Origin of the sequence: Ferrovibrio sp. (assembly GCF_029255545.1) — a bacterium.
Classification (GTDB): domain Bacteria; phylum Pseudomonadota; class Alphaproteobacteria; order Ferrovibrionales; family Ferrovibrionaceae; genus Ferrovibrio.
On record NZ_JANLJJ010000068.1, the window covers coordinates 123,224 to 139,430 of the forward strand.

Consider the following 16,207-nt stretch of genomic DNA (forward strand, 5'->3'; position numbering starts at 1 on the left):
CGCCACACTGGCAGCAACCGGCAGAAGGCAGACGGCCTAACGGGCGGCCCGCCCCAATGCCGCGAACAAATTCAGCAGCATCTGCTTGCGGTCGAGATTGACCGATTCCCCGCGATCGAGCAAGCGACCGAACTGCTCCCAGTCCTCGGCCCAGCGTTCCGGCCCCTGCCAGGCGGCGAGTCGCCGGGCCAAAGCCGTCTCGCCCGGAAAGATTTCCGCCCAGCCGGCGCCGCCGATCCGGTCGGCGGCGGCGGCCCGCGCCAGCCGCGCCAGCCACCAGCGGAACAGTTCCGTCATCAGATGGAAACCGGCGCCGCTTTTGTCGCGGTTGATGGCATCGCCGAAGGCATGCAGCTTGGCGATATCCGGCTTGGGCAGCTGACCCACCATGTCGAGCAGGCCATGCAGCAGTTTCAGCCCGCCCTGCGCGGCCAGCATCACGGCCCGGCCGGGCGAGCCTTCCGCCAGCACCGCCAGCCCGCGCCGCTCGGCGGCATCGAGATCGGGCAGCAGGCGGTCCAGCGCCGGCAGCAGGGCCTTCTCATCCAGTGGCTTCAGGGCCAGACGGCGACAGCGCGAACGTATGGTCGGCAGCAGGCTGCCCGGCGCATGGCTGATCAGCAGCAGCACCGCATTGGGCGGCGGCTCTTCCAGGATTTTCAGCAGCGCGTTGGCGGCGTTGACGTTCATGTCGTCGGCGGCATCGACGATGCAGACGCGATACCCGCCTTCTGCTGCCGTCATGCCGAAACGCTCATTCACCGCGCGCACGTCCTGCACGACGATGTCGCCACGCCAGCGTTCGGCCTTGTCGTCCCAGCTGCGTTCCACCGTGATCAGGTCGGCATGGCCGGCACTGGCAATGCGATGGAAAACCGGATGCTCTTCCGGGATGGCCAGCGTGTCGGGCAAGACCGGCGCATCGCCGAACAGGCTCGGTCCGCTATCCATGGCCGAGGCCGGACCATGGCTGAGCAGGAACCGCGCGAAGCGGAAGGCCAGGGTGGATTTGCCGACGCCGCGCGGCCCGGTGATCAGCCAGGCATGCGGCAGGCGGCCGGAAGCCCAGGCTTCCAGCAGCGCCTTCTCGGCCGCGGCATGGCCGAACAGGGCGGAGGCATGGCGCGGCCCCCAGGTCGTGGCCTGTTGCGGGTCGTAGCCGCTCATGGCTGCAGACTGAACTGCGCCACCACGGCATGCCAGAGCGCCACGGCGACGCTTTCGACATCGCGGTCGGCATCGATCAGGCGGCAGCGCTGCGGCTCGCGCGCGGCGATGTCGCGGAACGCGCCGCGCAGCCTGTCATGGAAGTCGCGGCCCATGCGCTCGTAGCGGTCCTCGGCGGCCTTATGGCCCTGCATGCGCTGCTTCGCCCGCGCCAGCCCGGTTTCCACCGGCAGGTCGAGCACCAACGTCAGGTCCGGCGCGAAATCGCCCAGCACCAGCTTGTGCAGAGCCGCCACCACCTCGCGCCCGACCGCGCCGGCATATCCCTGATACGCCATGGTGGAATCGGCAAAGCGGTCGGAAATCACCCAGACGCCGCGGCCGAGCGCCGGCTTCACCGTCTTTTCCACATGAGCGCGGCGGGCGGCGTAATGCAGCAGGGTTTCGGTCATGGCATCCCAGCGATCGGGATCGCCGGTCACCAGCAGGCTGCGGATCGCCTCGGCGCCGGCGGTGCCGCCAGGTTCGCGGGTCAGCAGGGTCTCGATGCCGCGTTCGGCCAGCCGGTCGGCCAGCAGCCTGATCTGGGTGGACTTGCCGGCGCCCTCGCCACCTTCCAGCGTTATGAATCGGCCGCGCGCCGCGCTCACTGCTTCTTCGCGCCCCACAGCAGGTAGCTGACGGCGGCGCCGATCCGGCCGGTGAAGCCAAGCTGCTGCACATCCGCGCCGGCGACCAGCGGCACTTCCATCAGCGTCGCATCCCTGCTGGCGACGGTCAGCGTCGCCACCGGCGTGCCCTTGACGATGGGCGCCGGGATCGGGTTCTCGTAGGACACCGTCACCTTCACGGTATTCTTGGTCTGCCGCGGCAGGGTCAGCGCCAGATTGCGGTCGATCAGCAGCGGAATACGCGCCGCATCGCCCAGCCAGACATCGGCTTCGTCGACCACGGCGCCAGCGGCGAACAGCTTGTAATTGTCGAACTGGCTGAAGCCGAGCTCCAGCAGGCGCTCGGACTCGCGCGAACGCTCGTTCATGCTCTTCAGGCCGTTCACCACCAGGATCAGGCGGCGGTCGCCGCGCTTGGCGGAAGCGGTCAGGCCATAACCGGCGGCTTCAGTATGGCCGGTCTTCAGGCCGTCGGCGCCGATATCCTTGTAGAGCAGCGGATTGCGGTTGCCCTGGGTGATCGGCTTCTTGCTCACCTGGTCGATGCCGTAGGTGAACTCCTTCTCGGAGTAGAAATGGTAATATTGCGGAAAATGCCTGATCAGCTGCTTGGCCAGCATGGCGAGGTCGCGCGCGGTGGTCAGGTGCTGCGGGTCCGGCCAGCCCGAGGCGTTGCGGAAGCTGCTGTTCTTCAGGCCAAGCTCACGCGCCCGGTCGGTCATCATCTCGGCGAAGCGTTCCTCGGTGCCGGCAATGCCTTCGGCCAGCACGACGCAGGCATCGTTGCCCGACTGCACGATCACGCCGCGCAGCAGGTCCTCCACCTTCACGCGGCCGCCCAGCGGGACGAACATCTTCGAACCCTGGATGCGCCAGGCCTTCTCGCTGACCGGCAGCATGTCGTCCATGCGCAGCTTGCCGGCGGCGAGCTGGTCGAACACCATGAAGGCGGTCATCAGCTTCGACATCGACGAGGGCGGCATCAGCTCGTCGGCATTCTTTTCGAAGATCACCGCATCGGTATCGGCATCAATCAGGACCATCTGCCGCGCCACCGTCTCGACCTGGCCCAGCTGGGCCAGCGCGGGCCGTGCCAGCCCAACCGCCAGCAGGGCGGCGAGGAAAACCGCGGCAACCTTATTCGACGACGATACGCGCATTGCTCTGTCCGTTGCTAAGCACTTGCTGCAGGGCCTGATCGGCGGCCGTCACCTGATTGAACGGGCCAAGACGGACGCGGAAGAATTCCTGCTTGTTGACGAAGGTGGATGTCACATTGGCCGGACCGATCAGCGACATCTGGGCGGCAAGCTTGTGGGCGTTTTCATGCAGGGTGAAGGCGCCAACCTGCACATAGATCTGGCCGCCGCGGGCCGGGCCGACCTCGACCTTCTGCTGCGACAGGTTGCTGGTCGCCACGTCAGCCGGCCTGGCGGCGGCGTCGGTCGCCGGCTTCTGCGCGGCGAGGATCTGCATCGGCGAAGGCTGGCCTTCCGCCGGCTTGGTCACGTCAGCGCTGCGGCCCTTCATGCCGGGCGGCGGCGGCAGGGCTTCGGCCGAAACGCCGCCGCGCGGCGCGGCGGCCGGCCGCTCGTCGCCACCCACGCTGCGCGAGGCAACCATGGTCGCCCCCTCGCCGCCCAGGGGGGCCGGACCAACATACTGCACGCGCACCTTGGCGGTACCCTGGCGCTCATAGCCCAGCAACTGCGCCGAGCGGCGCGACAGGTCGATGATGCGGTTATTGGCATAGGGGCCGCGGTCGTTCATGCGCACGACGATGGAGCGGCCATTTTCCAGATTGGTGACGCGGACCAGCGAGGGCATCGGCAGGGTCGGATGCGCCGCCGTCACCTCGTTCATGTCGAAAACCTCGCCATTGGCGGTGGCCTTGCCGTGGAATTGCTCACCATACCACGAACCGATGCCGGTCTCGTCGTAACTCGGGTCTTCCTTGGGGTAAAACCAGACGCCGTTGATCTGATAGGGATTGCCGACCTTGTAGATGCCGCCCTTGCCGGCACCCGACTGGGTGGGCTCGCCGCCACCCCGGATCATGGATTTGGCCGTGTGGTTGAACAGGGTCGTCTCGGCGCAGCCGGCCAGGCCGAAGGCCGCGGCCAGCAGCAATCCTGCCAACCGGGCGCGCGCCAGCCCGGCGGTGCGGGACTCCCCCCGACCCCCCAGGATCAAGCAAGGGATGGCGTGCCGATGGCGTAGCATGGTCTATATGTGGTGCATATTAACTGTCGCCCAGCTTGTCGGCAAGCAGGCTGACAGTCAAAGCGTAGTGATGGGCGCAGTTATAGCGCAGGACCGAGCGGTAATTGGCATAGACTAGGAAAGACGATCCGCCCGGCCCGTCCGGCTGCACCAGGGCGCCGGAAACCTGCGCCTTGGGCAGGTCGCCGCCATCGGTGCGGCGCACGCCCAGTCTTTCCCACTCGGCAATCGGCATGTCCCGGGTCATCTGGTCGATGGCGCGGCAGCCCGATTTGCCCTCACGGGCGAATTCGCCCAGCCGGCCCTGCAGGGCCGGCGGCACCTTCACCTCGCGGCCCCAGGTCTGGGCAGTGTTCCAGCCCGCCTTGGCCAGGTAATTGGCGATCGAGGCGAACACATCGGCCCGGTTGTTCCAGATGTCGCGCTTGCCGTCGCCGTCGAAATCCTCGGCATAGGCCAGATAGCTGCTGGGCATGAACTGGGGCTGCCCCATGGCGCCGGCCCAGGAGCCCTTCATGGTGGCAAAATCGATATAGCCGCGATCCAGCATGGTGAGCGCGGCAAACAGCTCGTTGCGGAAATAGGCCGAACGCCGGCGGTCAAACGCCAGGGTCGCCAGCGAATGGAACAGCGGCACATCCGCCTTCACCGCGCCGTACCGCGTCTCGATGCCCCAGATCGCCAGCACGAAGCGCGGCTGCACGCCATAGCGCTGGGAAACCTGCCGCAGGATTGCCTGCTGTTCATCGCGCAGTTTCTGCCCACGCGCGACATTCGCCGAGGTGATCACGCGGTCGCGATAAGTCGAGAACGTGAGCTTGAACTCCGCCTGGTTGCGGTCACGCTCGATGATGCGCATCACCGGCTCGACGCCGGCCAGGGCGGTCTTCACCACATCGGCCTTGATGCCTTTCTGCAGCGCCTCGCTGCGCACCTCGGCGAGGAAAGCGTCGAACTCGGCGCGATTGAAGGCAACCGGCTCGGCGGCCTGGCCAGCCGGCGCGGCAGGTGCCGCAGCCGCGGTATTCTGCGCATTGCCGCCCGGCGCCGGAGCAGCCGGCGTGATGGTTCCGGCAGAGGCATCGGCCGGCTGGCCGGATTGCCGCATGCCGCAGGCTGCGACCACCAAGCCCAGGACCACCGCACCATACCGCATCCGCCGCATCATCCCGCCTCCGAATCTGTCCATCATCATCTCTACCGGGTGTTACCCCGCGCCGGAGGCGCGGCCAAGACTTAACCTGTGATATTTCGTGTTTCGCCGGTTGCCGCCGGTCGTGGCGGCAGAAAATCCCGCGTCTGCCCGGTCAGGCGATAGACCAGCAGGCCGATCCATTCCTTGGTCAGGCTGCTCAGGCCGGACAGGTTGCGCAACGGCTCGAATGCCAGTCCCTGCCGCGGCCGGGCGATATAATCCACAGGATAAGGCAGCATCGGCCAGTCGAGCGCGTTGAAGCAGTTGATGGCGCGCGGCATATGGCGCGCCGAGGTGACCAGCAGCCAGGTTTCGCCGGCAACAGGCCCGGCAATCTCCTTGGCAAACCGGGCATTCTCAACCGTATTGCGGGCCTTCGCATCATATTGCACGCGTGCGGGATCAAGCCCGAGCAGCGCAAAAACGGCGGCGGCGACATCGGCTTCGGTGTAAAGCCGTCCGTCTTTCGGCAATGCGGCGCCGCCGGTGAAAATGAGCCTCGCTTCGGGATACCGCCGCGCCAGCGCGGCGAAGGCGATCAGCCGGTCGGCATTGCTGTTCACTTCCGGCCAGCCATGCGCGGCATAGAGCGCCGGCTCTTCCGCGCCGCCCAGCACGACGATGCCTGCAATACGTTCAGGCAGAGCGGGAACCGGAAAATGCTGCTCCAGCGGCGTGACCAGCCAATCGCGCAGCGGCAAGGCGCCAAGCACTGCGATGACGGCCAGCATCATGGCCCCCAGGCCGATGCCGAGGCGTCGGCTGCGGTGCCACCATGACAGCAGCAGGGCGAGGATCAGCAGGCCGAACAGCAGATTGCCGGGGTTGAAGAAACCCCACAGGATCGTGTTCAGCGTGGCGGACATGAAATTCCCAGGAAACGGCGATTCGGGCCAGAGATCGGGCCGAGGGATGACTTTGCCCGCATGAATGGTAAATTTCCGTTAACCGCTTTCCAACCCGCCAGGCCCGCCCGAATGACCGCCCTCCCTCCTCTATCGCTGACCGGCCGGCTGGCCGCCCTGATCGCCGCCCGCCCGATCGCGCCAGCGGACGAGCGCGCCGCCGCCCTGTTCACCCTCGATGCGCTGGCCAACGCGCTGGCTGGCCGCAAGACCCGGCCGGGCAGCATCCTGCTTGACTGGGCAGCCGCCGAGCCGCTCACCACCGGCCGCGAGGCGCTGCTGCTCGGCGGCCTGACCCATATCCTGGAGGTCGACGACCTGCACCGCGCTTCGGTCGTGCATCCGGGCTGCGTCGTGGTGCCGGCGGCCTGGGCGCTGGCGCGCCGGCGCGGCATTCACGGCCGCGCCTTCCTCGCCGCCGTGCTGCGCGGCTTCGAAGCCTGCTGCCGGGTCGGCATGGCGGTTGGTCCGGCGCATTACAAAATCTGGCACAACACCGCCACCTGCGGCCCCTTCGGCTCGGCCTATGCTGCTGGCGACCTGCTTGGCCTCGATCATGCGGCGATGACCGATGCGCTGGGCAATGCCGGCACGCAATCATCCGGCCTGTGGCAGTTCCTGGCCACCGGCGCGATGAGCAAGCATCTGCATGCCGGGCGCGCGGCCGAAGCCGGCCTGCTGGCCGCAGACCTCGCGGCGCGCGGTTTTTCCGGCCCGCCGCAAATCCTGGAAGGCGAAAAAGGCTTCTTCAAAGCGACCTGCGCCGATCCGCGCCCCGAACGCCTGCTGGCCGAGCCCGACGCGCCCTGGCAACTGGTGCTCACATCGATCAAGCCATGGCCGAGTTGCCGACATACCCACCCCACGATCGATGCGGGACTGGAGATCGCGGCGAAAATCGGCAACCGCCCGATCGAACGCATCCATGTCGCCACCTACCAGGCAGCCCTGGATGTCTGCGACCGCGTCGTGGCGAACAGCGAATACGAGGCGAAATTCTCGCTGCAGCACACCGCCGCGGCCGCCCTGACGGACGGCAGGATCGATTTCGCCAGCTTCGACGCCCCGGCCCGGGCCCGGCTGGCCGCCACCGCCGCAACCGTGACCATCGAGGCAGCAAAGCCTTTCACGACGCGTTACCCCAATGCATGGGGCGCCCGCATCACCGCCTGGCTGGGCGATGGCGCGACCTTGAGCGCCGAGCGCGAGCACGCCTATGGCGATCCGGAAAATCCGCTGGATGAAGCCGCCATGCGCGCCAAGGCAACCATGCTGCTGGAATATGGCGGCATCGCCGAACCGCAGCGATTCATCAATGCCATACTGGCCCTGGCCGAGGACGCGCCCCTACCTGACCTGCCGGAAGCCGTGTTATAATAAATATATTATGCATCGCTTTCTTGTCGCGTTCCTGATCCTGCTCACCACATCGGCCGCCTGGGCGCAGGGGCAACCGACCCAGGGCGGCCGCAACCGGGGCCCCGGTCCCTGTTTCACCGCAAAAGAGGCGGAAGCCGAAGCGCAGGTGCGTACCGGCATTCATCTGCGCGAAATCCTGCGCCGCTGCGTGCAGATCGATCCGGCCGGCCAGGGCGCGCTGGATGACTGGTATGCCTTCGACCAGGAAAACGGCGATCGCCTGCGGGCCGCCGTCGAACTGCGCGGCAAGGCGCTGGCGCGCATCTATCCGAACCGGGCCCAGGCGCTGCAGTGGGAAACCGATTCCGCCGTGTCGGCCATGAAATCCGTGCAGGTCAACGAAGCGGTCTGCAAGTCCACCTACGATGTGATCGAACGGATCAAGAAGGAAAAGTGGCAGGGCTTCCAGTATTACGCCAAGCTGCAACAGAACGTGCTGAACGCCGATCTGCCGCGCTGCAAGCCCTGAAACGGCGCCGGCGCCCGCCGGATTTTACCATCTTTGCGACTGCCGCTTCCGGCCTATAATCCCCTTACAGCGGACCTTCCGGACCCTGAGGCCCGGACCCTGAGGAGACAGCCATGGGACGCCGTCTGGCTTTGCTTGTCGCTGCCTTCGCCCGGGAGATCATGCCGGCGCTCATACTGGCGTTCACTCTGGCGTTTATGCTGTTGCCTGGTCCGCTGCTGGCCGCCTGCCTCGGCGCGGTTGCCAGCCTGCCGCCGGCACGCATCATGCCCGCCACCCATCGCCTGGCCGCCGCCCCGCCGAATGCGGCCCGCATCACCTTCATCGGCCATGCCACCTTCCTGATCGAAAGCCCCCAGGGCGTCACCGCGGCAACCGACTACAACGATTACATCCGGCCACCGGTGCGGCCCGACATCGTGACGATGAACTATGCCCATACCACGCATTTCACCGACAGCCCTGAGCCCGGCATCCGCCATGTGCTGCGCGGCTGGATGCATCAGGGCAAGCCGGCGCGTCACAACGTGCAATACCAGGACATGCGCGTGCGCAACGTGCCAACCAATCTGCGCAACTACGGCAGCGGCACGGAATATGACGGCAATTCGATCTTCATCTTCGACGTCTCGCAGCTCTGCATTGCCCATCTGGGCCACCTGCATCACAAGCTGACGCCCGGCCATCTGTCCGATCTGGGCAAGATCGACGTGCTGATGGTGCCGGTCGATGGCGGCTTCACGCTGAATATCATCGAGATGCAGGAGGTGATCACGCAGATCGGCGCGCCCCTGCTGATCCCGATGCATTATTTCAGCGACAGCACGCTGGAGCGCTTCCTCGCCCGTTTGCGCGACAGCCACGACATCCGGCTGAACGAGGGCCCAGGTATCGTGGTATCGCGCGCCAGCCTGCCGAAAAAGCCCACCGTCATGGTCCTGCCGGGCCCGCACTGAGCGGCACGGTACCGAACGATACAGTGCCGGCCGAGGCGGAAACCGCCAGCACCCCGCCCTGCCGGGCGGAACCACCCGGAGAACGGGTTGACGGCTCGCCCCCGCGCGCCGTATCACCGCCGGCACTGCCCGACGGACGGGTGGCCGAGTGGTTTAAGGCAGCGGTCTTGAAAACCGCCGTACCTGCAAGGGTACCGTGGGTTCGAATCCCACCCCGTCCGCCAATCCCGTGCCGGACGCTTACCCCCTGCCAGACCCGCCGGACCAACCCTCCGGCCGGCCTGCTCCGGCCCCATCCATAGACCCGGGAGTCAACCGTGGACGTGAAAGACAGCAACGGCAATCTGCTGGCCGATGGCGACAGCGTCGTGCTCACCAAGGACCTGAAGGTGAAGGGCGCGAATACCACCCTCAAGCGCGGCACCGTGATCAAGAACATCCGCCTCACCGCCGACGAGGAGGAGATCGAGGGCCGCACCGACAAGGTGAAGGGCCTGGTGCTCAAGACCTGCTTCGTGAAGAAGGCCTGAGCGCGGAACCCTCAGCCTTCCGCCACCTCATCCTCGGCGCCGATGCAGTTCCGCCCGGCCTGCTTGGCGCGGTAGAGCGCCGCGTCGGCGCGCGCGGTCAGCGTCTCCATGTCCTCGCCGGGCCGCAGCACGGCAATGCCGGCGCTCACCGTCGCCGGCACGGCCTTGCCATCGAAGCTGAAACCGGCCTGCTCCACGGTCAGGCGGATCGTCTCGGCCACGCGCGCGGCATTGGCCAGGTCGCAGTTGCGCAGGGCCACCTGGAACTCATCGCCGCCCCAGCGGCAGATGATGTCCGATGACCGCAGGCTGGCGCGGATCGCATTGGCCACGCCGCACAGCACCCGGTCGCCGGCCAGATGGCCGAAGCCGTCATTGATCGCCTTGAAATTGTCGACGTCGATCATGATGGCCGCCACCGGCTGTTCCTGCCGCTGCGCGTCGCGCACCGCCTGCTGCAGCAGGATATCGAAGGCATGCCGCGTCGCCAGGCCGGTCAGCTTGTCGGCCGCCGCCGTCGCATCGAGCCGCTTCTGGAAACGGCTGATCGTGATCCACATGGCCAGCAGCACCAGAACGGTGATCAGGGCGCAGATGGCAAGATTGACATAGAGCGCGTTGCGAATTTCGGCCAGGTCGCCATCCGCATCCTTCTCGACCAGCAGATACCAGCCCAGCTCCGGGATGAAGCGCGCATTGAGAAAACGGGTATGGCCGCGGTAATCGTATTCGAGGCTGCGGGTTGCCTCTCGTGACCATTGCGGCATCAGCGATCCGAGATCGCCGCGGTCCCGCACGTCGTTTTCCGGCACCGCCTCGCCTTCGCCGATCAGCACGATGCGGCCGGCCTGGTCGACGAAATACACGGTGCGGCCGAACCGGCGCTGGTAATCATTGATCAGGCTGCGCACCGCGTTCACCGTCAGGCCGATGCCGGTGGCGCCGATGAAATTGCCCTGGTAATCCAGCACCCGGTAATTGATGAAAATGGTCATCGTGTCCTGGTTGGCCAGATCGGGATCGACGTTGATCTCGTAGGGCACCGTCATCCGGCGCACGCGGAAATACCATTCGTCGCGCGGCTCGGTTTCCTGCACCGTCTTCAGGACGCTGTCGGCGTGATAATAGCGCCGGGTGCGCTCTGACACGAAGAAACTGGTGAAGGCGCCATACCGCTGCTTGATGTCGTGCAGATACTGGATGACGCGGGTTTCATCGCCCTCGCCGTCCAGCACCCAGTTGCGCAGGAAGGTGTCGGTCGCCATCACCGACGAGATCAGGATCGGCTGGATCAGGTCCTTCTGGATCTCCGAATAGATGTTGTCTGAGGTGAGCGGCAGCTCGGTGTCGACCACGGCATTCCGCAGTGATTGCCGGGACACGAAATAGCTCGCCAGCGAGGTGGCCAGAAAACCACCAATCAACAGCGTGCTGACGATTATGACCAGCAGTCGTCGGTCCAGAACGCCCAATCTCATTGCCCTTACCGTGCCATGCGTATGTTCATGACAAAATTACCCGCCCTGCGGGTGCCGAGTACAGGCGTTCAAGGAGGCTTTTTGCCGGCTCAGTAGAAAAAGCTGACTACAAACCGCGCGCAGACGATCGACAGGAACAGCCCGAACAGCACTTCGAGCTTGCGCTTGGGCAGCGCATGGGCGATGCGGGCGCCGATCGGGGCGGTCCAGATGCTGGTCGGCACGAACAGGATGAAGCCGATCAGCGACACATAGCCCAGCGCCAGCGGCGGCTGCAGGGCGACAACCTCGGGAAATTCGGCGGCGCGCGGCCAGCCGGCATAGATATAGCCCAGCGCGCCGGGGATCGAGATCAGCACGCCCAGGCCTGACGAGGTCGCCACCGCCTGGTGGATCGGCCGGCCATAGAAGGTCATGAACAGGTTGGACAACTGGCCGCCGCCGATGCCCATCAGCGACGACAGCACGCCGATCAGCAGGCCAAAGCCGCGCATCACGGTCTTGCCCGGCATGGTATCGCTGATTTTCCAGGACTCGCGGCCGAACAGCAGGCGGAAAGCCGAGATGCCGGCCACCACCACGAACACGCCCTTGAACAGATCGGCCGGCGCGAACCGGGCCGCATAACTGCCAAGCACGACGCCAACGATCACCGGCACGGCCCAGATCTTCACGATCGACATGTCGACCGCGCCCTTGCGGCGGTGGGCATTGAAGGAGCGGATCGAGGTCGGGATGATCACCGCCAGCGAGGTGCCGACGCAGAGCGGCATCCGCACCTCCTCCGGAATGCCGATGATGATGAAGAGCTCATACAGCACCGGCACCACCACGGCGCCGCCGCCGACGCCGAAAACGCCGGCCAGGATGCCGGTTATGGCGCCGGCCGCCAGCAGGGCCATGGCCAGCCAGGCCAGTTCAGAATACGGAATACCAAAAATCATGGAAAAGCTCGCGCGGGACCAGAGAGACGGATATGCAGGCGAGGCATTCGCCTGCGGCGGCGGCAGGATTTTCGGCGGTGTATGAAACCGGAGCAACCCCCGGTGGCCCGTCAGGCCCGAATATTTGCATACAATTATCAGTTATCGACAATATTCAGGGCATGCCTTGATCAGCGACAGCATAAAAAAGCATCATCCATCCGCTTGCGATGAATCAATGCGTCTCATGCCAGGCCGGATAGGGTAATTTCATCCCCAGCCGGGGATGGGAGGGTTCCCATGCTGAGCTACGAGGATTGCCTGGCCTTTTGCCAGCTCACGCAGGCCGAGATCGACGCCATTGCCGAGCATGAGCATATCCCCCAGATCGTCGCGGCCGAATTCGGCAACTACCTGCTCACAGCCCCCGATGGCGGCATGCGCATTCGCCGGATCATCCTCGACGACATCGCCGCCGCCCGGGCACGCGGGGATTCCGCCCATGCCCTGGCGCTGAAACTGATACTGTCGGAATTCGTTAAGCGTTATCCGCCGAAAGGAAAAGCAGTCCATGACGTTAAACACCATTCGCCTTGAGCTTGCGCGCAACCCGGATTTTCCCGAGGGGAGCGCCGCCCATGGCTATGACCTGCAGGCGCCGTTGGATGCCAGTGGCCATCTCGACGCCGAAGCTTGGCGCAAGCAGCGCGCATCCTGTCGCGTGCGGCGCTTCTGGGCTGGCGAGGACGATCGCAATGGCGAGCTGATCCATACCCGTCAGGGCTGGGCCTTTTCCTATGAACCGGGTGATGCCGATGACGAGGCGATCTACAAGCTGGACCGCCATCTCTTCCGTACCGGCGAATACGTGACCATCACGGAACCGGACGGCGACTCCCACACCTTCCGGATCGCCAGCGTCAAATAGGCGCCGGGATACCGAAAGGCTACGACATCGCATATTGTAAGGGATATCGGGGGAATGCTCGATGATGCGCCGGCGGGTCACTGCATCCCGCGTTACGGGCGGCGATCATCGTGGTCTTGACGACCTGAAGGGAAAATAGGGGCTCCTCGCCGGGATTCAAGCCCGCTCTGGTCAGGTTATCGAGAATTCACATTCTTGCCTTATTTGGGCTTTGGGGCTGGCCTGGCCGGCCGTGGCGGTCACAACCGCTTGGATTGACAAGGCCAGCCCCCTCCTCTCTTATGATCCGCGCAATCGTGTTTTGCCAGCAGCGGCAGGCGGTCATGTCGATCGGACTCCCTGTGGATGTTCGCCTCGGCCGGCGGCCCAAGCTTCTGCAAATCCCGATGGCGCAGCATGCCGACGGCATGCCTGCATCCGACTATGCCGACCAGGAGTTTCCTATGGCGAACGGTACCGTGAAGTGGTTCAACAACACCAAGGGCTATGGCTTCATCCAGCCGGATGCCGGTGGCGCCGATGTGTTCGTGCACATCACCGCTGTCGAGCGTGCGGGCCTGTCGAGCCTGAATGAAGGTCAGAAGGTCGAATACGAACTGGCCACCCAGAAGGGCAAGACCTCCGCGGTGAACCTCAAGGTTCTCTGATCGCCACGTGATTGACAAACTGGAAACGGCGCCGCTTCAGGCGCCGTTTTTGTTTGCCCACGGTTGTTTGCCCACAGTCATTTGTAGAGATGCGATTTTCGGCATTGCATCATGACCATATCCGCCATCACGCGGCGTATTGGGTATTGCCGCTCCGCCCGCGCCGCTTATAGTTGCGTGGTCTAAGGAGGGGATGGTCAGAATGACGGGTCCCAATATCGGCCTCGTACTTGATCCGGATCTGGGACACCTGCTGCCGGCGGCTCAGGACCTTCTGGCCTATTGGCAGGCCAATTGCGGCACGCGCGGTCTGCCAGACCGCAGCGCTTTCGATCCCATTGCCCTGCGCCGCTATCTGGGCAACCTGGTGATTGCCGATATCGAGCGGAATGATCACACCGATGTGCGCTACCGCTACCGCCTGGTCGGCACCGATCTGGCCGAACGCAGCGGCCGCGATGTCACTGGCCGCTATTTCGACGAACTCTACGACCCCACTTCGCTTGCCGAGATGAAATACTGCTTCGGCTGGGTGGCGGAGCATAAAAGGCCGGCCCGGATTTTCGGCACCTTTCGCCATGCCAACCGCGCCTATCACAGCCTTGACGGCCTGTTCCTGCCCATCGCCACCAGCGGCGGCGGCGACGTGAACCAGGTTATCGGCTATATTGTGCCGACGAGCTGATCGACGCGCCCCTGCCGAAAACCTCCTGCGGCTCGGCCAGTCCGCGCAGCGGATGGAACCCCAGCGAAGCCAGTCCAGGGCCGGCGCCCGCCGCCTTGGCGAAGGACGCCGAGACGATCAGATTGCGGCCCAGCGAGGCGCAGAGATTCTCCAGCCGCGCCGCTTCGTTGACTGTCGGCCCGATCAGCGTGAAATCGAGCCGTGCGCCGGTGCCGACATTGCCATACATCACCTCGCCCCGATGCAGGGCGATGTCCAGCGCCAGAACCGGCTGCCCCGCCTGCTCGCGCGCCGCATTCAGCTGCGACACCGCGGCCAGCGCCTCATCGGCAGCGGCCAGCACCGACCGGCAGACCGGCCCGGCATCCTGCCCGGCCTCCAGCTGGAAGCTCGCCAGCAGGCCGTCGCCGAGGAATTTCAGCACCTGGCCGCCATGGCTCTCGATGGCGGGGCCGAGACAATCGAAATAGGCATTGAGCGTCTCGATCAGGGGCTCGATCGCCAGCCGGTCCGCCAGCGCCGTGAAGCCGCGCAGATCGGCATACAGGATCGCGGCATCGATCTTCTGCGCCATGCCGCGCCGGATCGCGCCGCTGAGCACGCGTCGCGCCGCGTCACCGCCGAGATAGGCCGCAGTGACATCATGGCTGAGCTGCGTCAGAACGGCCGCCTTCACCGCCAGGGCCAGCAGCGGCACCAGGCGGCGCAGCCGGGTCAGGTGATCGTCGCTGAATCCGTCCGGCCGCGCCGTGGTGAAAGAGCTGATCATGCCGATGCCGGCAAACCGATCGGTGACGAACAGCCCCTGGTCGAAGGTCCAGCCGAAATTATGCGCCTGCGCGAACCAGTCGGTCAGCCCCTGACCGGCGAATTCGGCGAAGACCGGAAAATCGAAGTCCGGCGCCGGATCGACCAGCCGTTGACGCATTTCCGGCACATTGTTGGCAAGCATGTGGCGCAGCGGACTGGTCCGCCAGGCCTCCGGCTCATCGGCTGGCTCGCGGTGCGGCATGGCGTCGTTGCCGATCAGGCCGCCCTCTTCCACCCAGGTATAGCCGCGCGCCCGCACCAGGGGGTGCAGCGTCGCCATGCCGACGAACACGCGATGCAGTGGAATGCCCGCTTCCAGCGTCCGGCTGCAGAAATCGGTAACCAGCGTCTCGGGCGAAACATCGTCCAGGCCGGATTGCACCAGCCACATCGCCACCGGGATGTCGCTGGCCGGCATATGTTCGGTATTGGGAATCGTCATGCCGCCACCTTATACGGTCTCGCGGCGGATTTCCTGTGACGATGGTACGTTCTGGCGACGCAGGGGCTGCAGCAGCATGCGGTCGAGGCGCTGCTCGGCCGGATCGCGGAAGTCGCGCAGGCCGATCACCATGCCGTCATGGCCATCGCGCGGCTGGGCCCGGTAGGTGCCAAACAGGCGGTCCCACCAGGGCAGGTTGAAACCGTAATTGCTGTCGGTCTCGTCGCGATGCCACGAATGGTGCACCCGGTGCATGTCCGGCGTCACCACCACGGATCGCAACACCCGGTCCAGCCCCGCCGGCAGCGCCAGGTTGGCGTGATTGAACATCGAAGTGGCATTCAGCAGCAGTTCGAACAGCAGCACGCTTGCCGCCGGCGCCCCCAGCAGCAGCACGGCGACCAGCTTGATGCCGAGCGACAGCAGGATTTCCACCGGATGGAAGCGCGCCCCCGTCGTGACGTCGATATCCAGGTCGGCATGGTGCATGCGATGCAGGCGCCAGAGCGGGGCGATTTTGTGGAAAGCCACATGCTGGCCATAGATCAGCAGATCGAAGGCCAGCACGCAGACCGTAATGGCGAGCCATGCCGGCGCGTCCAGCATATTGAACAGGCCGATACCCTGCCCGGATGCCCAGATGGCAATTCCGACGGCGGCTCCGGGCGCGACCAGCCGCAGCATCAGGGTGTTGAGCGCGGCAATGCCGAGATTGGCCGGCCAGCGCCGCAGCCGCCCGATGCTCAGCATCCGGCGTGG

17 protein-coding genes, 1 tRNA gene and 1 pseudogene are annotated in these 16,207 nt (G+C 65.4%); 9 read left to right on the plus strand and 10 right to left on the minus strand.

Going from position 1 to position 16,207, the window contains the following annotated elements; translation table 11 throughout:
• Positions 1-36 precede the first annotated feature (36 nt).
• The 6 genes from Q1J79_RS13755 to Q1J79_RS13780 all read right to left on the minus strand — a co-directional run bounded on the left by Q1J79_RS13755 (position 37) and on the right by Q1J79_RS13780 (position 6,122).
• On the minus strand, positions 37-1,167 hold the full coding sequence (locus Q1J79_RS13755; protein ID WP_300301338.1) for a DNA polymerase III subunit delta': 1,131 nt from the start codon (positions 1,165-1,167) through the stop codon (positions 37-39).
• The gene (tmk, locus tag Q1J79_RS13760) at positions 1,164-1,817 is read right to left on the minus strand and encodes a dTMP kinase (protein ID WP_300301340.1); all 654 of its coding nucleotides are present in this window, start codon (positions 1,815-1,817) and stop codon (positions 1,164-1,166) included. Before tmk ends, Q1J79_RS13755 begins: the two co-directional genes overlap by 4 nt.
• Positions 1,814-2,998 (minus strand): D-alanyl-D-alanine carboxypeptidase family protein, encoded by a 1,185-nt coding sequence (locus Q1J79_RS13765; RefSeq protein WP_300301342.1) that lies wholly within the window; start codon positions 2,996-2,998, stop codon positions 1,814-1,816. Before Q1J79_RS13765 ends, tmk begins: the two co-directional genes overlap by 4 nt.
• A complete protein-coding gene (locus Q1J79_RS13770; RefSeq protein WP_300301344.1) occupies positions 2,976-3,968 on the minus strand; it encodes a septal ring lytic transglycosylase RlpA family protein in 993 nt (330 codons plus the stop codon). Before Q1J79_RS13770 ends, Q1J79_RS13765 begins: the two co-directional genes overlap by 23 nt.
• A 112-nt stretch (positions 3,969-4,080) precedes the next feature.
• Positions 4,081-5,229 (minus strand): lytic transglycosylase domain-containing protein, encoded by a 1,149-nt coding sequence (locus Q1J79_RS13775; protein ID WP_300301346.1) that lies wholly within the window; start codon positions 5,227-5,229, stop codon positions 4,081-4,083.
• Between the two features lie 68 nt (positions 5,230-5,297).
• Entirely contained in the window at positions 5,298-6,122 is an 825-nt protein-coding gene (locus tag Q1J79_RS13780) for a YdcF family protein (RefSeq protein WP_300301348.1), read from the minus strand.
• A gap of 111 nt (positions 6,123-6,233) precedes the next feature.
• On the opposite strand from Q1J79_RS13780, the gene Q1J79_RS13785 reads away from it, so the two are divergent.
• The 5 genes and pseudogenes from Q1J79_RS13785 to Q1J79_RS13805 all read left to right on the plus strand — a co-directional run.
• The gene (locus Q1J79_RS13785; protein ID WP_300301350.1) at positions 6,234-7,538 is read left to right on the plus strand and encodes an MmgE/PrpD family protein; all 1,305 of its coding nucleotides are present in this window, start codon (positions 6,234-6,236) and stop codon (positions 7,536-7,538) included.
• Positions 7,539-7,548: 10 nt separating this feature from the next.
• Positions 7,549-8,049, plus strand: coding sequence for a hypothetical protein (locus Q1J79_RS13790; RefSeq protein WP_300301352.1), 501 nt, complete (start codon positions 7,549-7,551; stop codon positions 8,047-8,049).
• 113 nt (positions 8,050-8,162) lie between these two features.
• Positions 8,163-9,005 carry an MBL fold metallo-hydrolase gene (locus Q1J79_RS13795; protein ID WP_300301354.1) on the plus strand — a complete coding sequence of 281 codons (843 nt, stop codon included), beginning with the start codon at positions 8,163-8,165 and terminating at the stop codon, positions 9,003-9,005.
• A gap of 134 nt (positions 9,006-9,139) precedes the next feature.
• Positions 9,140-9,229: transfer RNA gene (locus Q1J79_RS13800), tRNA-Ser, on the plus strand.
• An 87-nt stretch (positions 9,230-9,316) separates the two neighbouring features.
• Positions 9,317-9,535: pseudogene (locus tag Q1J79_RS13805) on the plus strand (alkylphosphonate utilization protein); the annotation flags it as partial.
• Between the two features lie 11 nt (positions 9,536-9,546).
• Here the strand turns inward: Q1J79_RS13805 and Q1J79_RS13810 are convergent.
• Positions 9,547-11,013 carry a diguanylate cyclase gene (locus Q1J79_RS13810; RefSeq protein ID WP_300301358.1) on the minus strand — a complete coding sequence of 489 codons (1,467 nt, stop codon included), beginning with the start codon at positions 11,011-11,013 and terminating at the stop codon, positions 9,547-9,549.
• Positions 11,014-11,102: 89 nt separating this feature from the next.
• Positions 11,103-11,957 (minus strand): sulfite exporter TauE/SafE family protein, encoded by an 855-nt coding sequence (locus tag Q1J79_RS13815; protein WP_300301360.1) that lies wholly within the window; start codon positions 11,955-11,957, stop codon positions 11,103-11,105.
• A gap of 279 nt (positions 11,958-12,236) precedes the next feature.
• Between Q1J79_RS13815 and Q1J79_RS13820 the strand changes: the two genes are divergently transcribed.
• From Q1J79_RS13820 to Q1J79_RS13835, 4 genes are all read left to right on the plus strand, one after another.
• Positions 12,237-12,533, plus strand: a complete 297-nt coding sequence (locus Q1J79_RS13820) for a hypothetical protein (RefSeq protein WP_300301361.1) — start codon at positions 12,237-12,239, stop codon at positions 12,531-12,533.
• Positions 12,508-12,864, plus strand: a complete 357-nt coding sequence (locus Q1J79_RS13825) for a hypothetical protein (protein ID WP_300301363.1) — start codon at positions 12,508-12,510, stop codon at positions 12,862-12,864. Before Q1J79_RS13820 ends, Q1J79_RS13825 begins: the two co-directional genes overlap by 26 nt.
• A 443-nt stretch (positions 12,865-13,307) precedes the next feature.
• The gene (locus Q1J79_RS13830) at positions 13,308-13,511 is read left to right on the plus strand and encodes a cold-shock protein (RefSeq protein WP_300301397.1); all 204 of its coding nucleotides are present in this window, start codon (positions 13,308-13,310) and stop codon (positions 13,509-13,511) included.
• Positions 13,512-13,713: 202 nt separating this feature from the next.
• Positions 13,714-14,196, plus strand: coding sequence for a PAS domain-containing protein (locus tag Q1J79_RS13835; protein ID WP_300301365.1), 483 nt, complete (start codon positions 13,714-13,716; stop codon positions 14,194-14,196).
• Here Q1J79_RS13835 and Q1J79_RS13840 read toward each other — a convergent pair.
• Together Q1J79_RS13840 and Q1J79_RS13845 are read right to left on the minus strand one after the other, a co-directional pair.
• Positions 14,168-15,448: an adenylate/guanylate cyclase domain-containing protein gene (locus tag Q1J79_RS13840; protein ID WP_300301367.1), complete on the minus strand. Its 1,281-nt coding sequence runs from the start codon at positions 15,446-15,448 to the stop codon at positions 14,168-14,170. The two genes, Q1J79_RS13835 and Q1J79_RS13840, sit on opposite strands and share 29 nt — an antisense overlap.
• A 9-nt stretch (positions 15,449-15,457) precedes the next feature.
• A partial coding sequence (locus tag Q1J79_RS13845) for a sterol desaturase family protein (RefSeq protein WP_300301370.1) occupies positions 15,458-16,207 on the minus strand: 750 nt, incomplete at its 5' end.